13 protein-coding genes are annotated in these 17771 nt (G+C 44.0%); 4 read left to right on the top strand and 9 right to left on the bottom strand.

The features are described 5' to 3' along the window. Nucleotides 1-7: 7 nt before the first annotated feature. From NSS82_RS29945 to NSS82_RS29930, 4 genes are read right to left on the bottom strand one after another with little or no spacing between them, the layout of a single operon-like run. Nucleotides 8-721, bottom strand: coding sequence for an ABC transporter ATP-binding protein (locus NSS82_RS29945; RefSeq protein WP_036682398.1), 714 nt, complete (start codon nt 719-721; stop codon nt 8-10). Beyond that, nucleotides 681-1913 carry a hypothetical protein gene (locus NSS82_RS29940; RefSeq protein ID WP_052097394.1) on the bottom strand — a complete coding sequence of 411 codons (1233 nt, stop codon included), beginning with the start codon at nt 1911-1913 and terminating at the stop codon, nt 681-683. Before NSS82_RS29940 ends, NSS82_RS29945 begins: the two co-directional genes overlap by 41 nt. Nucleotides 1914-1931: 18 nt before the next feature. Further along, a complete protein-coding gene (locus tag NSS82_RS29935; RefSeq protein WP_036682397.1) occupies nt 1932-3392 on the bottom strand; it encodes a radical SAM/SPASM domain-containing protein in 1461 nt (486 codons plus the stop codon). After that, a complete protein-coding gene (locus tag NSS82_RS29930) occupies nt 3389-4786 on the bottom strand; it encodes a radical SAM/SPASM domain-containing protein (protein ID WP_076272983.1) in 1398 nt (465 codons plus the stop codon). The genes NSS82_RS29935 and NSS82_RS29930 overlap by 4 nt, the downstream gene beginning before the upstream one ends. A 673-nt stretch (nt 4787-5459) precedes the next feature. Between NSS82_RS29930 and NSS82_RS29925 the strand changes: the two genes are divergently transcribed. The 4 genes from NSS82_RS29925 to NSS82_RS29910 all read left to right on the top strand — a co-directional run bounded on the left by NSS82_RS29925 (nt 5460) and on the right by NSS82_RS29910 (nt 8635). After that, a complete protein-coding gene (locus NSS82_RS29925; protein ID WP_038573913.1) occupies nt 5460-6395 on the top strand; it encodes a LytTR family transcriptional regulator DNA-binding domain-containing protein in 936 nt (311 codons plus the stop codon). A 104-nt stretch (nt 6396-6499) separates the two neighbouring features. Beyond that, nucleotides 6500-7345 (top strand): ABC transporter ATP-binding protein, encoded by an 846-nt coding sequence (locus tag NSS82_RS29920; protein WP_038573911.1) that lies wholly within the window; start codon nt 6500-6502, stop codon nt 7343-7345. Continuing rightward, nucleotides 7342-8052, top strand: coding sequence for an ABC transporter permease (locus NSS82_RS29915; protein WP_038573909.1), 711 nt, complete (start codon nt 7342-7344; stop codon nt 8050-8052). The genes NSS82_RS29920 and NSS82_RS29915 overlap by 4 nt, the downstream gene beginning before the upstream one ends. Before the next feature lie 202 nt (nt 8053-8254). Then, entirely contained in the window at nt 8255-8635 is a 381-nt protein-coding gene (locus NSS82_RS29910; protein WP_038573907.1) for a FlxA-like family protein, read from the top strand. Nucleotides 8636-8822: 187 nt separating this feature from the next. Here NSS82_RS29910 and NSS82_RS29905 read toward each other — a convergent pair whose 3' ends face one another. From NSS82_RS29905 to NSS82_RS29885, 5 genes are all read right to left on the bottom strand, one after another. Next, nucleotides 8823-11444, bottom strand: a complete 2622-nt coding sequence (locus NSS82_RS29905) for a family 16 glycosylhydrolase (protein ID WP_076099765.1) — start codon at nt 11442-11444, stop codon at nt 8823-8825. Nucleotides 11445-11580: 136 nt separating this feature from the next. Continuing rightward, a complete protein-coding gene (locus NSS82_RS29900; RefSeq protein WP_076272982.1) occupies nt 11581-13152 on the bottom strand; it encodes a response regulator transcription factor in 1572 nt (523 codons plus the stop codon). 3 nt (nt 13153-13155) lie between these two features. Continuing rightward, nucleotides 13156-14994 (bottom strand): sensor histidine kinase, encoded by a 1839-nt coding sequence (locus NSS82_RS29895; RefSeq protein WP_038573903.1) that lies wholly within the window; start codon nt 14992-14994, stop codon nt 13156-13158. A gap of 147 nt (nt 14995-15141) precedes the next feature. Continuing rightward, nucleotides 15142-16860 carry an extracellular solute-binding protein gene (locus NSS82_RS29890; protein WP_143761279.1) on the bottom strand — a complete coding sequence of 573 codons (1719 nt, stop codon included), beginning with the start codon at nt 16858-16860 and terminating at the stop codon, nt 15142-15144. A gap of 8 nt (nt 16861-16868) precedes the next feature. After that, complete coding sequence (locus NSS82_RS29885) at nt 16869-17753, bottom strand: carbohydrate ABC transporter permease (RefSeq protein ID WP_038573901.1); 885 nt, start codon at nt 17751-17753, stop codon at nt 16869-16871. Nucleotides 17754-17771: the final 18 nt, after the last annotated feature.

Genomic DNA, 17771 nt, shown 5'->3' with positions numbered 1-17771 from the left:
CAGATATTCACCTTCCTTTACTCAGACAAGGATCCTCAGTTTCAACCCTTCCATCTCTAATGTAAATCACTCGGTCGGATTTTGAAGCAACCTCTGGATCATGGGTAGCAATAATGAAGGTCATTCTCATTTGCTGTTTTAAGCGGAAGATAAGGTCAAGAACTTTCTGTCCGGAATCACGATCTAAATTGCCGGTTGGCTCGTCAGCAATGACTAGAGAGGGCTTATTAATCAGAGCTCTTGCAATAGCGACACGTTGCTGTTGTCCGCCGGATAGTTGATTAGGCAGGTGCTTCATCCGATCGCCCATCCCCACAAGCTTCAACATTTCTTCTGCTTTTTTACGTATTTCACTATGTCGGGTGCCTTTGATGCAGAACATGGGAAGCATTACATTTTCAAGAGCGGTCATTGTAGAGATTAGATTGAAGGATTGAAAAACAAACCCAATTTTTTGTGCGCGATAATCAGAAAGTTTTTCTTCAGATAAAGATTCGATTGACTTACCCTCAAGTGCGATTTTCCCTGTACTAGGCTTATCTAGGGATCCCATAATCCCAAGCAGGGTTGATTTTCCGCTGCCGCTGGGTCCCATAATGCTTACAATCTCACTTTTGTAAAACTTCAGATTTATTCCCTTAAGAACAGATATTATGCCGGCTTCGGATTCGTACTCTTTGTTAAGATTTTGGATGGCCAGAATCGGTTGTTCTACAATCAACTGAATTTTCCTTCTTTCTGTTAATTTTTTTAATAAGTAATATGGTGAAATGAAGAATTAATATCACAATCACTATCAAAAGGCCTTTGAAGTTTGTCCAGTTCCAAGAATGAAAGAGGGAAGTAAATGAAAAAATAAAACGTAACATATACATTAAAGCAATGCTGAAAACAATTAAGTATAAAGAGGAATACGCTAAAAACACTTTCTTGTAAGTACTGCTCATATTGATAATATTTAATCTAAATTTCTCGCGGAAAAGTCGTTTCCTACATACATATCCCAATAATCCTTGTTTTACCAATGTAAAAGTTCTAGTATGCAGGTTGGGAATTCCGAGGATATCTGTAAGTACCCAGAAACCATCAAGACGTAATAATGGATTTAGATTGCTAATAATGGAAAGCAAAATAAAATGGTTGGCAGTAAATAGTATATTGCTCCCTGTTATTATAGATGATAATTCATATATAATAAATATCCATAATTGAAAATATATACCTCCAAGGTCGATCACTACTCGCTCTTTTCTACTTGCTTTCCAAGCATCACTCAAATCCACGAAAAGAACAGGGGCTAAAAAAAACAATCCGATCCCCATATCTCTTGGTTTAACATTATATTTAAAAGCCGCCACTGTATGCCCAAATTCATGGAATATAGCCGAAAACAAAATCATGAAAAAAGTAATAATCCAAAAAAGATAAGAACCTAAATCTGCTTTATTTGCAGAAAGACTTAAATTTATTATGTAGTTGTAGAGGGCAATACTCATAAGAACTCCAAAAATACAAATACCTTTTAAAGAAAAAAGATGCTGAAAGGGTTGGGAACAGCCTTCCAGTCGGCTTGCATTTAATAGTGGAGTACGAAAACGGATGGCCGAGGAATGTTCTGCTATTTTTTCGCTCCCTACAACGATACCCTTCTCAGTTAGAAGATGTTCTAATAAATATTGTAGCTCTTCTAAGCGTGGGGCAACTTCATATTTCTCTAATAATTGCTCAGAAATCTCTAAAAGCGACTTTTTTCCGTCCATACAGTTAAAAATGGTTAAAATCTTTTCTGTTACTTTCATTTGTAGACCATTGTCAAAGTGAACTAAATAGCGAGCCCCCTCTTCCCAAACATCCATTTCATGGATAATATAGGGTATTAATTGGGGATATTTTGTTGCTGCTATCGCATTCATAATTATCCCCCTCTTTCTTTAGACGGTACCCAATTCTTCGAAAAGGTGTTTATTATGTTTGATATAAACATCTATTGTTTCATTGGCATAATTACAATAGGGCTTTGTAATATCTCCATTCCTCATTAAATTGGCATAAGCACAACCACCACCACAAAAGAGAGAGATAGAGCATTCCGTGCATTCCTTGGAATCTGTAATTCCCCGGTCCCATTGCTGATGAGCTTCAGAATTCAGCTCATATTTTGGGAAAAATGATCCAACGGCGGTCTCTGCACGGCCTACAGAGTCGGGACAGGCATAGATAAGTCCTTCTGTCCCAAATGAATAGAAACGTTGTTCGCGCGCGCTGCATTCTTTAAAATGTGGAACACTAGTGACCCCCGAGGAAGTACAAGCATCCATATCGTCCATCCTGCTCCAATCAAAAGATCGGATCGTGTTTCTAATTCGTGAGGTGCGCATGTTTATCACTGATCCCAGTCTTGCGTTGTATTTATCAATAAAAGAATCCAAGTCGCCGAACATTTCATATAGGGCTATCAACAGTTCATGTTCAGGTAAGTGGTCGGGCATTGGTTCACTGAAGTGATTAGTAACAGGCGTGACTTGCCAACCAAAGTGGGGGAACTTATTCCAGCCCTTTTGTTCAATGAAATTAGCCAGTTCGACCAGATGACCCAGATTTTCTTTGTTAACATTTGTCCTAGTAGCAACGGCAAAGCCTCGTTCCAGGGCCATATCAATATTTTGGACTATACGATCAAATGTTCCTTGTCCACCAGCCATGATACGCCGTTTATCGTGAACAGCTTTGGGGCCGTCAAGTGAAATTTGAAAGAAATCCCATTGGTCACGGTAAGGTTGAAAAATATCTAAAAATTGATGCAAGAATGTCCCGTTAGTAATAGCGCACATACGGAAACCATATTCATTAACAGCACGTTCTACCACTTCTTTAACTGTATTTTTAGTCTGCGGAAGAAGTGGTTCTCCTCCATATAAAACCATACGATGTTGTGCTCCTATGAAGCGGCCACGATTTTCTTCCATTTTAATAATTTGAGTAATAGCTTCGAACATTTTGGTTATTTCATCTGAGTCTAATGCATGATTATGGTCATGAATTTGATGGCCTTGATAGCAATAGGGGCACCTTAGATTACAAGCATATGTTGTACAAACATTGAAGGTCATACCCCATTTACTCTTTGCCGTCATTTTTTCCATTGCATCTTTAACTTTAAAAAGTATTTGTTGTTCTTCTGCAAGGCTATGAAAGATATACCCTCTTTTTTTGAAAAAAGTAAGTAGTTCAACCTCATCTTGATTATCTCGTTGCAGATTAGTCTGTTCAATCCGATCTAGCCGTTCCTTTACTAGACCATCCACTACATCTACTGCTCCACTAAGAGAATTAATCAAGATATAATTCCCATTGTTAATAGGATGAATAGAATTATATGTGCTTTTGATCATGATTTAGCCTCCTCGTATTGTGCAGCTTCCTCCTGCAATTCGTGTAGATATTGACCAAGCATGTTCTTTGCATCCGGACAACAAGGAAGGTCCAGATCTCCGTATGTTGATAAAGCTTGTGCAGCGCAGCCGCCGCCGCAAATCATTGCTGCAGAGCAGTCTTTGCATTTGGGTATTTGTAGAACATTAAAATTTCTCCATTGGTCAAAAACGGGTTCCTTCGTAAAAACAGGGGAGAACTGGCCGATGCGATATTCTGATTTTCCCACTAAATCCGGACATGCATACATATTATTATCAGGTCCAAAAGCATAGGTTTTTCCTTCAGTAGCCTCACAGTAGACAAGTTGTGGCGAAATAATCCCAACTCTATCTTGTAATTCAGGATCAAGTAACATGCCTGTCCGGAAGAAACGGAACATTTCAGGACTAAGGCCGATCTTCTTTTGTTTTTCAAGTTCTGTAAAGTTAGGGACGTGTCGGATTAAAGACTTTGCAATCTCATAACCTTTCATCAAAGTAGAACTCAGACCTAGACAAGTATGATCTGTTACAGGAGCAAAGGTTATTGAGAAGGAAGGATGCCCGAAGAAGCCGCATTGATGATAGTACTTTATTAACTCAGGTACAGTTTTAATATTAGTTTGATCTATATTAATCCGGATCATAACAGGGATGTTACGGTTTAATAATTCATTAACGCCTTGGTGTATCCGTTGAAATGTACCCTGTCCTCCAGATAAAAAGCGCCGACTATCATGTATTTCCTCAGGGCCATCGACAGAAACCATAACACTTAAACAATCGCGAAAGCGTTCTAAAATGTCGGCGTAAGCTTTCAAGTGATAACCATTTGTATTACAACCGATTATAAAATTTCGTTTTTCCGCTTCTTCGCAGATTTTTTCTACCATGTTCTTGGCGGGAGGTAAGAGGGGCTCACCTCCGAATAGGTTAATTAATCCTTTGTCCATTCCGCTTTCTTTATGCAGAATATCAATTGCGGAAAACGCATGCTCTATTTGTTCTTCGGTAATGAAGCGTGTACTCTCATGAAGCAAATGATCTTCAAAGCAATATGTACAACGAAAATTGCAGGCATAAGTCGGACAAATAATATAATGCATGAATTGATCATAATTCATGATTTGTGATGCTTGGTTTAATCGTCGCTCCTTATCTTCATTATTCTCAAAAATGTAGCCTCTCCTCAATAAGAACTCGATATCGTCTTCTTTAAGCTCAGGCGGGTAATTAGATAGTTCCCAACTCTCTGCTGAATCCAGTAAATCAAGCATTTCTGCAGAGAAAAAATCTACAGCACCTGTCAAAGTATTGATAACAAGGTTTTTTTCATCAAACTCATATCTTAAATGGTATTTATTTACTATCATGATATTTTCACCTCTATACAATTTTGGAATTATTAAAAAATATTGTTTAATTGTATAATTTATTGTGAATCACTTATATTGGGTATTAAAGAATTATTCGTAAAAAAAAGCCGCAGAGAACGGCTTTTTTCATCGACTCAAATTTGGAAACAACAATTCCAGCAACAAAGATTAATGCAGGCCATTTCGTCACGATTTTCCAATGTTTCTACCTGATCAAATAATTCTGTCCATAGATCCTTGTCGTCGTTCACGGAGCGAGTTTTGAATTGATTTTCACTCGACATATGTAAACCTCCTTTATATTATTTTTATCTAGAAGAAAGATGCTTTTAGATAAAATTGTTAACCCAAACCTAATGACATCCATTGATTCTTTAGATACCCTAATAACCCATTTATTTACAATGTTATTCTATAATTTTAAATCTACTTATTATGTGAATTTAGTCACAAAATCAAAACTCTTCCAAAATTTTCGAAATAAATGTATTAAATCTCAGTGAGGAATTTAAGTTGAGGGAATTCCTGCTCACTAGAGATGCGGTAAACTAGATGCCTTGACTACTAATATTTGCATTAAATATTACCTAAATCGTATTTATCGAGGAGGAAATAACAGGAACAAAATTGAAAAAGTATACCCTATAGCAGCACTGACCGGGAGGATGGCATGCAATTTCAACCAATTTATTATAATGGGGAATTATTTCTACCGAAGATCGAATTAAATATGACACCGAACCAATCGGTTGGCATCATAACGGACTTGAAGCGAAAGCAGCTTTTAATGAATCAATTAGGGGATCATTCCCAATATTATTTATTTCGGGCTGGGCAAAACGAGTATATGCGTTTAACGGTGGAGGAACTAATCACTTTTCTAATCAGAGTAACAGAGAGGAATGAGCGTACCGCTTCGTTGATAGATTATTTTGCTTTAAAAGAAGAACGGAAGGTAAAGATCAAGGATCTAAGCTCATCGAAAAGGATGTATGTGACCTTGCTGCGTGTCTTTTTTGCGCATCAGCCTACACTTGTACTGGAGGAACCCTATTTTTACTTGGAAGAGCAAGATTGTCGTCAACTCAAACGGATTCTGGATGATCTTTCTCAAGAAAAGCAGATTTTAATTTTAACTTCGAATTTAGAGGATGCCCTTATTTCCTGTGATGCCATTTATCGGTTGAACGAATCGGGATTTCATCCATTGGATATTCGGGACTTCGACGAGGATAAGCAGGAAGTACAGAAACAAGACGAGGCCAATATAACCTTGCAGAAGATCTCTACCAAAAGAAATGATAAAGTGATTTTATTTAATCCGCCTGAAATTGATTTTATAGAAAGTGTAGAGGGGTCAATCCTTGTTCATGTGGGCGGTGAAAATTATGACTGTGCGTTGACGCTGACCGAGCTCGAGCAGCGATTATTAAATTTCGGTTTTTTTAGGTGTCACCGATCTTACATTGTTAATCTGCAAAAAGTAAGAGAGATTATTACATGGACGAAAAATAGCTACAGCTTGCGATTAAATACAGGTCAAGATGCCGTGGTTCCGTTATCCCGTTCAAAATTGCCTGAATTAAAAGCACTTCTTAACATTTAAATGGTACCATTCAGGCGCTTACAGCTACATTTCGGCGCGTTTTGATGGCAGGAAGCATGTAATCTGTATATGTTTAAGCCATCAACACTAAGGATGTGGAGTTAATGAATGTTATCCGGGTAGAACGTATCCATAAGAGATTTGGAGAAAAGGATGCGTTAGCAGATGTTTCTTTTTCAATTCCTAAGGGTGAAATTTTTGGTTTCCTTGGCCCGAGTGGCTCAGGCAAAACAACATTAATTAAGATTCTAACGGCACAGTTAAATCCGACAAGTGGACAGGCAAGTGTATTTGACCAGCCGGCGGAGATGATGCAGCAGTCTGCTCAGAAGATGCGTTTTGGCATTTTGACGGATAACAGTGGTCTATATGAGAGGTTAAGTATTGAGGAAAATCTGGAGTTGTATCGTAAGTTATATGATCTTCCCAAATCTGCGGTCGACAAGGTGCTGCAGTTTGTAAACTTAAGCGGGGAGCGCAAAAAGAAAGCTAACCTCTTATCCAAAGGGATGCGTCAGCGTGTCATGCTGGCATGCGCGATTATCCATGAGCCGGAATTATTATTCCTGGATGAACCAACTTCGGCTCTAGATCCGGTAAACACAGCACATATCTATAAAGGCTTACGCTACTTAAATGAGAAAGGAACTACGATTTTTCTGACTACGCATGATATGTCTGAAGCAGAATTGATATGCAACCGTGTAGCGATTCTGTATCAGGGTCAAATCCAAACCATCGGTTCACCGAAGGAACTTAAACGGCAGCACCGGGAGAACGTAATTAGTGTGGACTTAATCAATGGGGAAACCTACGAGCTCCCGATCGATGAGGGGGCGGCTGACCAAATCGCGGATTGGATGAAGCGGGGGCTAATTGACCGGTTAGAAACGAAAGAGCCAAGTCTAGGTGATATTTTTATTAAAATGACAGGAAGTGAGCTACTATGAGTATCTCATACAAACGTGCCCGGGCGATATTTGTGAAGGATTACAAAGAGTTTTCACGTAACTACGCGCTGTCCATTATGCTGATTTTTCCTATTATTATCGCTCTGATTTTCAAGAGGGCAGGTGCGTCTTTACCTGGAGCCAGCGGTTTTCTTTTTAATAGTTCGTTTGTATTGCTAACATGTTTCGCACAAGCCTGCTTGATTGCGGAAGAGAAGGAACGTAACACTTTACGGTCATTAATGATGACACCGGCTACGACCATGGATGTACTAATCGGTAAAAGCAGTTTGGTCTTTGTCATGTCTGCTGTTGTTCTCGCTATTTCTACATTATTATTTGGCTATGAGCCAGCTAATATATGGGCATTTGTGGCAGTAATCATTCTTTCGATTATTCTGTACACTGCAGCCGGGACGATCTGCGGTTTATTCTCCAAGACGTTGCTTGAATCCTCATTATCTATACTCCCTGTGGCGTTCATATTTATGGGGGCACCGTGGGGAGAAGTACTAGTGAAGGATTATCCGGTCTTCAAAGTGCTGGATTACATGCCAAGCAGTCAGCTTGTGCATCTGCTGGGTCTAAGCAATACAGGTTATACGACGGGCGATGTAGTGAAACCACTCCTCATTAATTTGGCATGGACGGTTGTGCTAACAGTAGTGTCTGTCATTTTATATCAGCGGCGGTTGAAGGACGAGTAAGGGAGCTCTGAAGGGACTTTAGCCAGCCTTCGGTGGGTCTTTGGTAGGGTTGAAACAAGCGGCCGACTGAGACTATACGACGATTATTTTCCAATTGAGGCTGTGATGTTGTCATGACGGGGCCTGCCGGGTAATAAAGATGATTAGAACTTTCAAATTTGGCTGATTTTGGATTGGGAGCCAAGGAAACGGGGGAAAGATCATGGCGGCACAGACAGTATCAGGCATCAGCTCCGTACAGACCATTGCGGCCTACGGCGGTACACAGAGTGATGTCAGTTCTCTGGAGAAACAGCGAAACCGGCTGATGATGGAACTGGATAAAGTGAATGCGGCACAAGGAAGTGAGATGCAAACTCCTTATCGCAGGGAGCAGCTGCAGCGGCAAATCCGGCTGCTGGAGTCCCAACTGGTACAGAAAAGCGGGAGCAGTACCTCCGTAAATTTTGTGCCTGCTTCTCCGCTTCAAGATCACCTCCCCCTTTGGGGAAATGAAGGAAAGGGAGGCCTCAAGGGCATCGGCCTGACTGATCCCCGGACGGCGACGGTGGACGCGGAGGGTCATTTCGACGCGTTAATTTAGGCAAGCGAACGAAGGTGCGGAAAGCGTCAGGTGATAAACTGACACTCCATAATCATGAGGCTAGCTAGCCGAGCTTCCCCCGAGAAGACCCGCAGCACGGTAAAAACAACAAAATAGGCGAGAGGGAAGCTTCAACACTTCCTCCTCGCCTATTTGTGTTCATGCAGTTGCTTAGGGTTCAACTATTTTATTCTGGTGTTCCTTGGGTTACCCCATGGATATACGAGAGCGTCGGGGAATCGACGGCCCCTTGTCCCGGATTATAGGTGAAGGAGTACTCGATGGTATCCCCGTGTTGCAGGTGATTTACAGGGTAGGTATAGCTACCGTTCCCTGCCGGGGTCATGGCTACGTTTAGCTGCCCACCGTTATTCAACTTATAGTGTAAGTCGGCAAAGGTTGCGCCGTTCACATAGAACAGCAGGTCGTCACCTATTTTCTTCAGGCCCCGCACCTCATCGCCGACAATGATAACACCGGATGATGCTGCCGGTACAACAGTGATGGTGGAGAGGGCTGTTTTATTACCGTCGGCTGTTGTAGCCGTTACGGTTGTTGTGCCTGGAGTGAGTCCCGTCACGAGACCGTTCGGATTCACGGAAGCGACGTTGGTACCTGATACGGTCCAAGTGACCTGCTTATTGGTTGCATTAGACGGGGCAACATTGGCGTTCAACTGCACAGTCTGTCCGACCTCCACCTGCGCAGTGGTTTGATTCAGAGAAATACCGGTAACCGGCACGTTTACCGGATTCTCGCTGTTGCCTTCTTTATAGACACGAACATAATCCACTTGCATTGTTGCAGGAATATCCGACGGATCTGGGGTATGACCGCTGTCGAAGTGCCCGCCGATCGCCAGATTCATAATGATGTAGAAGGGTTGATCGAATGGGGCGTTCGGATTGTTAGGTGCAGCTACGGAATACCATTGATCTCTACTGACTTTAAAGAAGAACTTGCCGTCCACATACCATTTCATATTATCTTCTTCCCAGATCATGGAGTACACATGATAATCATTGGCGAAGGTCTGACCTTCAGGGAAGTGATATTCACCAGCAATATATCTGTTTACAGGCCATTGTCCGCCAAAGTGTATGGCCCCGCTGGTCGTGCCGGGCAAGCGTCCTTTGGCTTCCATAATATCAATTTCCCCGGATGCGGCCCACGCTCCATAAGCGGCATCTTCCGGAAGCATCCAAAGTGCTGGCCAAACGCCGTTACCTGTAGGCAGCTTAGCACGAATATCTACTCTGCCGTACTGGAAGGACAGCTGATCTTTGGTGTTAATCTTGCCGGATGAGTACTGGGCATACCGGCTTGGGTCCTGTGGAAAGGATTTTGAATCGTTCAAAGCTCTGATATTCAGCTTTCCGTCCTGTACAAATACATTTTGTGTACTGTCTGTATAGTGCTGCAGTTCCGCGTTGCCCCAGCCCCAGCTATTCGGATCGTCAGTAATATAATAACCTTGTTCGTAGCTCCATTTGCTCGTATCGAGTGCTGTTCCGTTAAATTCATCCTGCCAAATGAGATTCATGCCCTCTATCGCCGGGTCGTTTGGTGTTCCGATGGCAATGTCATCATGATCGGATACATCCGGACGTGGGGCATCTGGATTACCAATAAAGGTATAGTTGACGTAATTGTTGCCGACACTTCCGCCCGCCTGTCCATTTAATGGATAGCCAATACGGATTTGCACATCCTCTTGGACAGGCTGGAACCAAAGCCCATAGATGTAGTCAGCCCAATATCCCCACTGGTTGGCATCGGACATGTTGTTATAGCCATTGCCGGCGTATACAAATCCGCTCTGGCTGGAATCACTCATAGCAACCCATTGTCCGTTGATGTTAATTTGGTATACGTAATTTCCTAGTTCAGTGCCTATTGGAGCGCCCCCATCAATCTTAGGTAGCGGTACACCTATTACACCTTTTGCATCTGCGGTAAAGGTCGTTCCCTCATAAGGAGTTAAGACATATGAATTTCTTACAGGTTTATTAAAGGTGAGGGTATAAACGACGTTAGCCGTTGAGGTTTTCGATTCTAACTTGACGTTGATAGACTCTGTTACGGTGAACCAGTAGCCACCGCCGCCTTCGGTGAATTGTCCGAAGTTGTTATCATAGATCCAGCCGCTGGCTGCATTATTGTCAATATCAATCCATGTACTGCTGCTTACAGGTTTTACATATACCTTCAGATCTTCAGCTACGGCTTCATAGGTAACGGCCGGATCATTGTTGAAGGTAGGATAAGTAAAGCCTGCACTTCCTGTAAATCCTGCTGAAATCTGCGGCCCTTGTGTAGGGGCCATAGCAGTAATGGTCGTTTTGTTTATGTTTTGAAATACCAGGGTGTAATCAAGTGTAACTCCATTAGCCTTGGAGAACAGCTGAATCTCCGTTGTTGCGGAGAGAGTGAACCAATAGCCATTCAAGCCACCGTCGCTCCAGTGTCCCCAGTTTTGGTTGTAGGTATAGCCGCCTGCATGGTCAATATCCACCCAGTTTCCAGCAACTTTTACTTTTACACCGACGTCATCGGAAACATCATTCCAGGTGGCAGAGCCCCCATTGAATGTGGGCATGACGAAACCATAGCTAGCTTGCCCAACCCCTGATTTTGAGATGACAGGACCGTCTGCCGCTGAAAAGTAAGACATAGAGGTAACTGTGGTTCCTGCTGCCTGCACCTTAGAAGTCGGCAATAGACCAACCCCAGCCAACAGTACTACTGCTAAGAACAAACTAAATACCTTCTGCTTAAAACCACTTTCCGTATTGTAAAGTCGTTTCATACTTGCCCTCCTTTAATAAAATAATGAAGAAACGAAACCGCTTACATTTAGGGTCATCTCTATTCTATCGAATATAATAATCAGCTAAAAGGTACAATTATTTTTGTTATAACCCAATTTTTTGGCTTTTGATTATTTATAGCGCTGTGTCACGGAACTTTTCCTCGCTGTCGTGCTTCCGGCGCATCATTTGCCGGTATTCTGTGGGCTGCATGTCCATGACATCCCGAAATGATCGTGTAAAACTTTTGTAGCTTTCATACCCTACCATGGTGGCTACCTCTACAATTTTATGATCGGTTTCGGCCAGCAGCCGCCGGGCTTTATCCAGGCGCACATCGCGCAAGTATTCTGCAAAGCCTTTGCCGATATTTTTTTTGAACAGGTTAGAAAAATAGGCATAATTAAGCGACACGTGGTTCGATACCATCGCGAGATCCAGGGGTTTATGATAGCTTTCGTGTATAAAGCGTATGGCTTCATTCAAATCTTGCGAGTTGCGATAGCTGCACTTATATTCATAATAAAATTGGTTCAGCCGAAGCAGCTGTTGTTGCAGCGCCTGAATATAATCGCGAATACCCGGATAATCGAATAGATTACGTAAACATTCGCTGTCCAGCGCTTCTTCCCCCATGTACGGGCGGATTACACGCACAGATTCCTCCAGCATCTGTACAATGGCACGGCATAGCTGCTGTGTGTATTGGATGTGATAACGTTGCAATGTATCTTTGTGAAATATCATAGAAATGCCTTGGGTGATTGTACCGCTGTTTTTGGTGCCGATTAACTGGAACAGGGCATATAACTCCTCATAGGGAAGCTCCCACTGCTGCTCCAGTCGCTCAATATGTGTTGGCAAGATGCAGCTCTTCTCTGGAAACAGGTAACTGTGGCGATAGAGCTCTAGCGCTTGTGTATAGCTGCGGGGCAACTCCTTCAATCCTTGCTGCGGGCTGGTCATGGCAGTAATGGCATCTATCTGTCCTGCTTTGAGGGCGGCCGGGAAGGCTCCCGTATCTACGGCTGCATCAACCGCGAGAATCAGGTACGGGCGGTGTTGCAGGCATATACACCCTCGTCTGCCATACACACGGTAGGCAAGGGATTCCATACTGTGGCTACTGTCGGCCCCCGGTTGGTTAATCCATAATTCCTCCCGCAGCAGACACAGGCGGTAATTACTCCACAACTCTGGCTTCTGTTGCTGGGTCTGGAGAACCCACGCTTCATCAATCATTGCACCCTGCATGAACATACTCAGTTCTTTGCGGTCTGTCTCCCGGGCGCGGCGGGAGATATGCTCCATATTACGCGAGAGCGCCTGCCGTGTTTTTATCTCATTTGCTACATGTTCTACTGCGGTTTGCAGATCTTCACGTTTCACAGGTTTGAGCAGGTAGCCTTTTGCTCCAAGTTCGATGGCTTTTTGAGCATAGGCAAAATCACTATAGCCGCTAATAATCAGGTAATCTACCTCAATATGCTCCTGTTTGCTCTTCGCCATCAGCGTCAGTCCATCCATATCGGGCATCCTGATATCAGTAATCACCAGTTGGATGTTGTGCTGACTCAATATATCTAAGGCCTCAATTCCGTTTACTGCACAGTAAATATTGTCCAGCTGCAGCGGAAATTGACGCAGCATCGCCTGCAGCCCATCACGAATGTGCTTTTGATCGTCCACAATTAGAATATTGATCATGCCCTACCATCCTCCAAGATTCACATTTTCCCAAGGCAAACGTATGGTTACACAAGTATAGGCACCCTGCACACTGTCAATCCAAAGACCGCAGTTCTTACCATAATGAAGCTGTATGCGCTTATGCACGTTCTCCAAGCCCAGTCCGTTTTTGCTGGTAACAATCGGTGAATCTGAGTCGCCCCGCAGCACAGCCTGCAGACTGGACAGCATTTCCGGGTCAACACCTGCGCCATCATCTCGTATCTCAATTAGCAGAAGGCTTTCATTTTCTACCGATACGGTAATATGGATACGTACGCTGCCGCCCGAGGGCGCTGCATGATGAACGGCATTTTCGACGATGGGCTGCATGCACATTTTAGGAATTGTATAACGCAGTACCTCCTGCGGGAGATCCGCCGTCAACTCAATGCTGCCACCCTCCATAAAGTTTATGAATCGGACATAGCTGTGTATGTTGGCAAGTTCTTCGCTAAGCGCAACCGTATCGCTGCGCCATTGCATGCTGTATCGCAGTTGTGAGCCTAAAGACACCAACGCTTCGGCGATAGCGGGCTGTCGCTGAACCTCCGCGAGCATACGGATGGATTCCAGCGCGTTATATAAAAAGTGTGAATTGATCTGCGAATGCAGCGAGTGCAGCTGTGCATTTTTGGCAATCAGCTGCTTATCTACCACTTGGGTCATCAAATGTTTGATTTCGTCCAACATATTATTGTAGCTGACGGCCACCTCGTCGATTTCGTCACCGGTTTCGTTTTTATCCAGGCCGGTATCAATTTTCGCATCCAGTTGGCCTTGCCGCACCTTGCGCATAGAAGCCAGCACCCTGTCGAGCCGGCGGAAAATGCGCCGAGTGGTATGTGAAACGAGCAGTAACATTAGCAGCAATACACACAATGTGATCGCTACTACGAGCAAATACCAGCTTCGTGGGCCTTTCATCAGCGCTTGATGAGAGGCAATATCCACTACATAGGCGTTCAGTGGGGCGATGTAGCGATACAACGCGTAGTAAGTATGGTCGCCTACCTTGACCTTAATGGGGCTACTCTGCTGCAGCACATCCAGCCGCTGGTGAATGCTACCTAGAATGTTATCCAATTCCTCACCGGCATTTTGTGAAAAGATATGCTCAGGATTGTATACAGATCGGGAAGAGTCGGCTCCATCCATCACTACAGAAAAGAAATCCCCCCCGCTATCCTCAAGCAGGTCACTGAAAAAGACGCTATGCTGGGCGCGGATTTCCATAATGGTAGGGAGTTTCTGCTGTTGCCCCTGAAGGCGTACCAGCCGGTAATAGGATAGCGTATGCTCTCCATCTTTAAAAGCAAATAAGCGGTATGCCGCACCGCCTTCCTCCCGAAGTGTCACCCAGTAGTCCTTCGGCCAGAACTTGTCATAATGGTAGATTTCAGGCCAAATCTCAAATAGGTTTGGATTATCGACATAGAAACTTAGCTCGCTGATCATCTCGTAGCTTTGAATGATATTATGCATTTGCTCAAATTGATTTTGTCTAAATTTTACGAGACGCAGGCCATCCCCGCGCATATTGGAGTGAATAAAATCTACAAATGCCTTTTGATTCAGCGCAGTAGAGGAAGCGTTCTCAATAATGCCCATTTTGCTGCGCAGTTGTTCGTTAATTCGTGAGACATGGCTGCTGCCGGTAGCCATAGCGTCCTTGTATAGCTGACTTTCCTGTGTGCGGATAAATAAAAAGGATACCACAATCGCAGGGATGGCAATCATCATGCTAAAAGCCAGAAACAACTTTTGGGAGATTCGGGAATTACGGTACAGCTTCCTCATTTTAGTCAGCAGATACTTCATTTAAGTAGCCTCCTACCCTTGTAATATACCATATATTACAAACTGCCCGGTAGGTAACTAGGCTGTTTTGTTAAATGGTTAAAGAAGCGAAAAAGGGAATACCGGCCACCCTTTCGGTGGCCGGCAGCAATCTTAATACGGGCATTATTACTCTGCCATTTTGGATTTTCGCACATCCAGTTCAGCCTGGCGGTATTCCATCACCTTGCCAAAGTTGTAATTCTCGCGGCGGTCAAGGAAATTGTCGAAGATTTTATCAAATTCAGCCTCATTTTTGGCCGTAATTAGCTCAGGGAGTACTTCCTCCCAATTTTGCGAAATACGGGACCAGGCTACCGACACATCAGAATCGCCCTGTGGATCTAAGCCCTTATAGATACCGCTATCAATATCGGCCTGCTTATTGGCGAAGTCTTCCATTTGCTTAATGACAGGAGATTTCTCCGGTCTCCACTGGTTGACGATTACAGGGTTTCGCATCATCCAATAGGTATCCATGATGCCGTATTCTTTCTCCAGCTTCTCAATATCAGTGTCGAGTAATTTTACCATTTCAGGCTTCAGTTGCGGCTTGCCATCTACCATCTCCCATGTTTCGCCTTCCTTGCCAAGGAACAAATCTCGTTGGCCTTCTTCGCTGGCCAGATAGGTCAAAAAGCGGATGGCTCGTTCAGGGTTTTCGGTTGATTTGCTAATCATCGTCACCATCCAGCCGTCCATGTTGCCAGGGAATAACTTAGGGTTATCGCCCTTGCTGTTCTTTGGCCCATCGACTGCGATGTAGTAAGAGTCCGGGTTGCCGCTAGCAGCCAGCATAGGATTGACAGCCGACATACCGGTCCACTCGCGGACCATCATGAAATAGCGGGCGTTGTTTGTTTTTTCCTCTACCTGAGTATCGGAATCCACCAGGAAATCCACATTAATCAACCCGCGCTCGTAAGCCGTACGGAAGGTTTTTAGCCAGGCAATATAATCGGGATCGGTAATGCGGTCGTATACTTTTCCGTCTTTCTCATGCGGAACGGCCAGTAGGTTCTGCAGATATTCGGTCATCCCGTAAGGGACGTTCCCTTGTGCAAAAAAGGGACTGATGGGCTGGCCTTTATATTGGGAGTACTTATCCTTTACCAGTTGCAGTGCGTTCAGAAAGCCCTCTGGAGTGCTAAGGTCCGGGCTGCCCATCTCCTCATACAGATCTTTCCGCACCAGGAAAGTCTGGTTAGCCGCCGTCATGCCAGTTTCATGCATCAGGTTGGGGCTATATGAATCATTCGGAACGCCATAGGTATTGCCATTTTCTTGACGATACCACTTCAGTGTACCGTCCCCGGCCACCTTGAAGAAGTAAGGGTCATACTTGTCAGCTAATTCATTTAAGGCGTAGACATGATCGCCTTCCCACAGCTTTTTGGCAGCGGTTTCCCACGAACCCATTGATATCAAGTCTGGCAGCTTGCCCGAGGTCATCATCAGGGTAATATGTTCATTGGCTTCACCGGAAGGTACTTCAAGCTTGATGTTTACGCCTGTTTTTTCCGTTACGTACTTGGAGGTCAAGCTGTCTCCCCAAGTGTGGGCATACCAGTTAGCACCTACGAACCAGGTCAAATCAACAGGGCTGGTATCCAGCTTCCATGCCGGATCATCGGGATTGAGCTTTGCTTCACTCGGCGGCTGTGTACTATCTGTAGGCTGTGATGTCGGCTTATTTTCACTATTCGCTGAATTGGAACACGCGGCTATGCCTAGCATCAGGCTTGCGGCCAGAACGAGGGTCAACCCCGGCTTAATGAGATTGCGTTTCATGACATAATCATCCTTTCTTTGCTGCTTCTGAATTTTTGTATACCAGTTTCTAGACACTCACACTCTTATCCCTTAATGGCGCCAATCATCACGCCTTTGACCAGATAGCGTTGAATGAAAGGATAGACTATCAGAATAGGCAGTGTGGCCACCATCATGGATGCAAATTTAATAGAGTTGCCGGGAAGTCTTGCGCCGAATTGCGCCATAGCTTGCTGCTGCATGAAGGACATAGAGTTCTCCGCAATGATTTTGTACAGCATGGTCTGCAGTGGCAGTAATTCCTGCGAACGGATGTAGATGACCCCCTGGTAATAATCATTCCAATGATAAACGGCTGAAAAAAGCGATATAGTCGCAATGACAGCCATGCTATTGGGCAATACGATTCTGAACAGGACGCCATAGTCTGAAGCACCGTCTACCTTCGCAGACTCCTCCAGGCTATCGGGTATGGTGCGGAAGAAGCTCATGAAAATGACCATATTAAAAAAAGTGTACATAGAGGGAATGATGAATATCCAAAAATTATCATATAAGCCCAGCTTCGTCATCAGAATAAATGTAGGGATCAGCCCGCCTGAGAACAACATCGTAACCAATGCGATTTTAAGATACAGCTTGCGTCCGATCAGATTAGACTTGCTCATTCCGTAAGCAATAATGGCTGTAAACAACACATGCGTTGCTGTCCCGATCACTGTGCGCAGAGTGGTAATGTAAAAACCGTTCATCATTGTCTTATCATTGAACACAACGCTGTAGCTGGCCAGCGATAATTCTTTGGGAAACCAGTTGACGGTGCCCAGGGATGCCTGCTGCGGCGCATTAAGCGAGTTAATGAATACAAACCACATCGGGTACAGTGTTAAAAAGCAAACCGCCAGCATCAGCAGGGTGTTGCAGACCTCAAATACTCCAATTTGCCGAAATCTTTTGCGTCTTTCCATACCTCTGTCCTCTCCCTT

This window comes from Paenibacillus sp. FSL H7-0735 (genome assembly GCF_038008505.1).
GTDB lineage: Bacteria > Bacillota > Bacilli > Paenibacillales > Paenibacillaceae > Paenibacillus_AQ > Paenibacillus_AQ odorifer.
The sequence above is the reverse complement of the archived record's forward strand: the minus strand, read 5'-3'. Positions and strand labels throughout refer to the sequence as shown.

Bases quoted from the DNA above. Each gene is read 5' to 3' on its own strand.
- NSS82_RS29940 (WP_052097394.1), bottom strand. From the start codon at position 1,913: ATGAATGCGATAGCAGCAACAAAATATCCCCAATTAATACCCTATATT.
- NSS82_RS29935 (WP_036682397.1), bottom strand. From the start codon at position 3,392: ATGATCAAAAGCACATATAATTCTATTCATCCTATTAACAATGGGAAT.
- NSS82_RS29930 (WP_076272983.1), bottom strand. From the start codon at position 4,786: ATGATAGTAAATAAATACCATTTAAGATATGAGTTTGATGAAAAAAAC.
- NSS82_RS29925 (WP_038573913.1), top strand. From the start codon at position 5,460: ATGCAATTTCAACCAATTTATTATAATGGGGAATTATTTCTACCGAAG.
- NSS82_RS29920 (WP_038573911.1), top strand. From the start codon at position 6,500: ATGAATGTTATCCGGGTAGAACGTATCCATAAGAGATTTGGAGAAAAG.
- NSS82_RS29915 (WP_038573909.1), top strand. From the start codon at position 7,342: ATGAGTATCTCATACAAACGTGCCCGGGCGATATTTGTGAAGGATTAC.
- NSS82_RS29910 (WP_038573907.1), top strand. From the start codon at position 8,255: ATGGCGGCACAGACAGTATCAGGCATCAGCTCCGTACAGACCATTGCG.
- NSS82_RS29905 (WP_076099765.1), bottom strand. From the start codon at position 11,444: ATGAAACGACTTTACAATACGGAAAGTGGTTTTAAGCAGAAGGTATTT.
- NSS82_RS29900 (WP_076272982.1), bottom strand. From the start codon at position 13,152: ATGATCAATATTCTAATTGTGGACGATCAAAAGCACATTCGTGATGGG.
- NSS82_RS29895 (WP_038573903.1), bottom strand. From the start codon at position 14,994: ATGAAGTATCTGCTGACTAAAATGAGGAAGCTGTACCGTAATTCCCGA.
- NSS82_RS29885 (WP_038573901.1), bottom strand. From the start codon at position 17,753: ATGGAAAGACGCAAAAGATTTCGGCAAATTGGAGTATTTGAGGTCTGC.